Origin of the sequence: Anaeromassilibacillus sp. An200, from assembly GCF_002160025.1 — a bacterium.
In the GTDB taxonomy this organism is placed as follows: domain Bacteria; phylum Bacillota; class Clostridia; order Oscillospirales; family Acutalibacteraceae; genus Caccousia; species Caccousia stercoris.
In genome coordinates this window covers 1-2,987 of sequence record NZ_NFJU01000096.1, presented here as the reverse complement: position 1 = coordinate 2,987, position 2,987 = coordinate 1, and the positions used below count along the sequence as shown (strand labels likewise).

Sequence of the window (2,987 nt, the reverse complement as noted above, 5' to 3'; positions counted from 1 at the left end):
ATCAGTAAATTATGACCTCTCAACAGAGGTTACAGTGTTTTAATAAAATCCTCCAAAAGCCTTGAAAATAAAGGATTTATCGCAATGTGTTCGCCTTATCTCTTTATACGGTTACACACAAGTTTATTCTTTCCCTCTTTGCTCATAAGGGCAAATACAAGGGCAAGGAAATCTCACAACAAGATATAACAGAGTGTGGCAATCGGAGAACTGTGATGTATGTGCGAATATATTATAACGGAGGATTTTTCAATGGACAAGTACATTTACGATGATAAAAATGGTATGTGGTATGAACTGCAAGGAGATTATTATATTCCTTGCCTTATCTTACCAACCGAAAAAGAACAGCCTATCGGTTTGTGGGGACAGCGGCACTTGCGGTATCTGAAAGAATACCACAGAAATACATACACAACGCTATTGACAAGCGGCAGGCTGAACACTTACCTTGCCGACATTGACAGACAGGCACAAGAACGCTTTGAAATACTCACAGAGCAGATGAAACAGGCACAGGGTATCACGGAGCAGTTAAAGGTTGAAAACACCTTAGAGTGGGTTGGTCGAATGAATAACATACGGGCGTGTGCTATGGAGGTTGTGAATGAGGAAAACATCTACAATTAAAGCATTGTAACGAATTTGACTGTAAAATCGTGGCGAGTAGGGATAACTTACCCGCCCTATTTTATGCTCTATGAGCCGCTTAAACAAGGCTTTTGACACCGAAAAGCGTTATATTACTTAACATTTGTTATAGACGGCGGGTAGGGTATACTCCGTTTGCTCAGTTAATGGCATTTTAATGCCAGATTTTGTACCTCTTACAACAAACCCGTTGAGAAAAAAATATGAATGATTATATTATAATAATTGAAGGAGGTGCGGTATGGATATTCAGATTATTGAGCACATAAAAGAAACATTAAGCGTAGTTATTCAGTGCAATAAAATTGATGATGAAGTAATGAGATTAAAATCGCATATCGAATCATTTGACAATAAATTGTATGCCCAAAAAGACGGTACACAATTTTGGGTAAATTTATCAGAAGTATTATACTTTGAATCTGTAGATAATCATACATTTTTATACACGCAGGAAGATGTTATGGAAATCAAACAAAGATTATATGAACTGGAGGAAATTTTATCCGATAAAGACTTTGTCCGAATTTCAAAGTCACTTATTGTAAACATAAATAAAATCCGTTCCCTAAAACCAGAGTTAAATCGTACCATTTTAGTAACGTTGTGTAATGGAGAGTTATTATATATTTCCAGAAAATATGTCCCGTTTGTGCGGAAATTATTATCAATATAGGAGGATGGCAATGAAAAACAACAAAAATGATATCATAAAATTTTTCGTTTGGATGAGAAATGGAATTGCTTTTTGCACGACGTGGCTTCTTATCATCTGGATAGCATATTGTCATATTTCCAATCAGCAACAAATTTCAGTAAGTATGTTAACTAAACTACTGTTTTTTGTGATTGGTGGCGTGCTGATTTTTAATATTCTTTTTACAAAGGTTTTTATTAAAAATTGGACTTTCACAAAAAGATTAACCTGCTTTATGGTGTTGCTTAGCTTATACGAGTGTCTAAACTTCTATTGGATGGGATTTTTTAGCGGTATAGGGACATTTATTCAGTGGTTAGTTTTTATCGGAATTATATGTGTTCTTTATTTCATTTGTATTGCAATATACCAGAGGTATAGCAATAAGCAAGGAGAAATTTATACGCAAGCTTTGATAAAATATCAACAACAAAGGAGAAATGTAAATGGGAAATAGAAAAGAGTTAGTATCATCATTGCAAGAACTGAGAGAAGATAATATAAGAAAACAAAAAAGAGGATTGCATTTTATTGTTGCTTCTGTTTTCATTTGGGTAGCAGTCTTAGGTATCCATATATCCTCATTGCCGATTTTGTCAAAAAACTTATTCACCTTTTGCTGTTCAACACCATTAGTTCCGTTGGCTTTTTTACTCTCGAAAATTTTGAAAATTGATTTTCAAAATAAAGAAAATCCACTTTCAGGATTGGGGTTACTTATTTCACTTAATCAAATGCTCTATATGTTGATTGCTATGTGGGTATATGCAGTTATGCCAGAAAAAATGCTGATGGTTTATGCTATAATTTTTGGAGCCCACCTTTTGCCATATGGTTGGCTATATCAATCAAAAACATATTATGTTTTTTCTATTTTGATACCGATTATTGTATTGTTGCTTGGGATATATGCTCCGACATTTTTTGTGGCGGTATTTATGCTTATCACAGAGATAATTTTCTGTAGTTTGCTAATTCTTGAAAATAAAAAGGTTAAGTGTTATGAAACAAATTAAAGCAGAATGGATACTTTGCCCTATCTGCGGCAATAAAACTCGTACAATGATACGGGAAGATACAGAATTAAGAAACTTCCCTCTCTACTGTCCGAAGTGCAACAAGGAAACAATCATCAATGTGCAGGATATGAAAATCACGCTTGCAGTCAGTAAATGATTATGTATGCCGCCGCTATGGGTAACGCCATAACGGCGGTTTTTCAATGCCTATCGGCTATCTCTGTCAATGGATTTCTTACGCCGTCTTTGCGGCGGTTTCTGCTTGTTGCGTTCCTGTATCTCACGCAGATGTTTTAGCACGCTTTGCTTTTCGGGCGGTCTGCGCTTCTCATTGGCGGTAGCTGTCGGCTTCCTGCTGACTTGATATTCCCACTCGGCAAGGTCACGGTTGTACTGTTCCACAACGCTTTCCATTTCTCGGAAAGTACGCATAAACACCTGCACATCGGGATAACCGTCCTCTTTGAGCGTATCGGGGATTTTATCCAACCTGTCGGCAATCTCTGTTTCGGTTTCTTTGATTTTTACCTCTAACGCTTTTCGCTCTTTGCCTTTGAAAAGCCCCTTTGTATCGGCAAGCTGCTGTTTCAACTGCGGCAGAACTTTGTCCTGCAAGGTTT

The 2,987-nt window shown here is 36.7% G+C and carries 5 protein-coding genes and 1 pseudogene; 5 read left to right on the top strand and 1 reads right to left on the bottom strand.

The genetic code is table 11. The features are described from left to right. Positions 1–252 precede the first annotated feature (252 nt). The 5 genes from B5F35_RS17845 (at position 253) to B5F35_RS17825 (ending at position 2,524) form a co-directional block, all read left to right on the top strand. Positions 253–630, top strand: coding sequence for a TnpV protein (locus tag B5F35_RS17845; RefSeq protein ID WP_087243001.1), 378 nt, complete (start codon positions 253–255; stop codon positions 628–630). A gap of 262 nt (positions 631–892) precedes the next feature. Next, complete coding sequence (locus B5F35_RS17840) at positions 893–1,327, top strand: LytTR family DNA-binding domain-containing protein (RefSeq protein WP_087166875.1); 435 nt, start codon at positions 893–895, stop codon at positions 1,325–1,327. Positions 1,328–1,337: 10 nt separating this feature from the next. Further along, positions 1,338–1,805, top strand: coding sequence for a hypothetical protein (locus tag B5F35_RS17835; protein ID WP_087242999.1), 468 nt, complete (start codon positions 1,338–1,340; stop codon positions 1,803–1,805). Continuing rightward, positions 1,795–2,364, top strand: a complete 570-nt coding sequence (locus B5F35_RS17830; RefSeq protein ID WP_087242997.1) for a DUF7010 family protein — start codon at positions 1,795–1,797, stop codon at positions 2,362–2,364. The genes B5F35_RS17835 and B5F35_RS17830 overlap by 11 nt, the downstream gene beginning before the upstream one ends. After that, a complete protein-coding gene (locus B5F35_RS17825) occupies positions 2,351–2,524 on the top strand; it encodes a cysteine-rich KTR domain-containing protein (protein WP_087242995.1) in 174 nt (57 codons plus the stop codon). The genes B5F35_RS17830 and B5F35_RS17825 overlap by 14 nt, the downstream gene beginning before the upstream one ends. Positions 2,525–2,574: 50 nt before the next feature. Here B5F35_RS17825 and B5F35_RS17820 read toward each other — a convergent pair. Then, a pseudogene (locus B5F35_RS17820) lies at positions 2,575–2,987 on the bottom strand (MobA/MobL family protein); the annotation flags it as partial.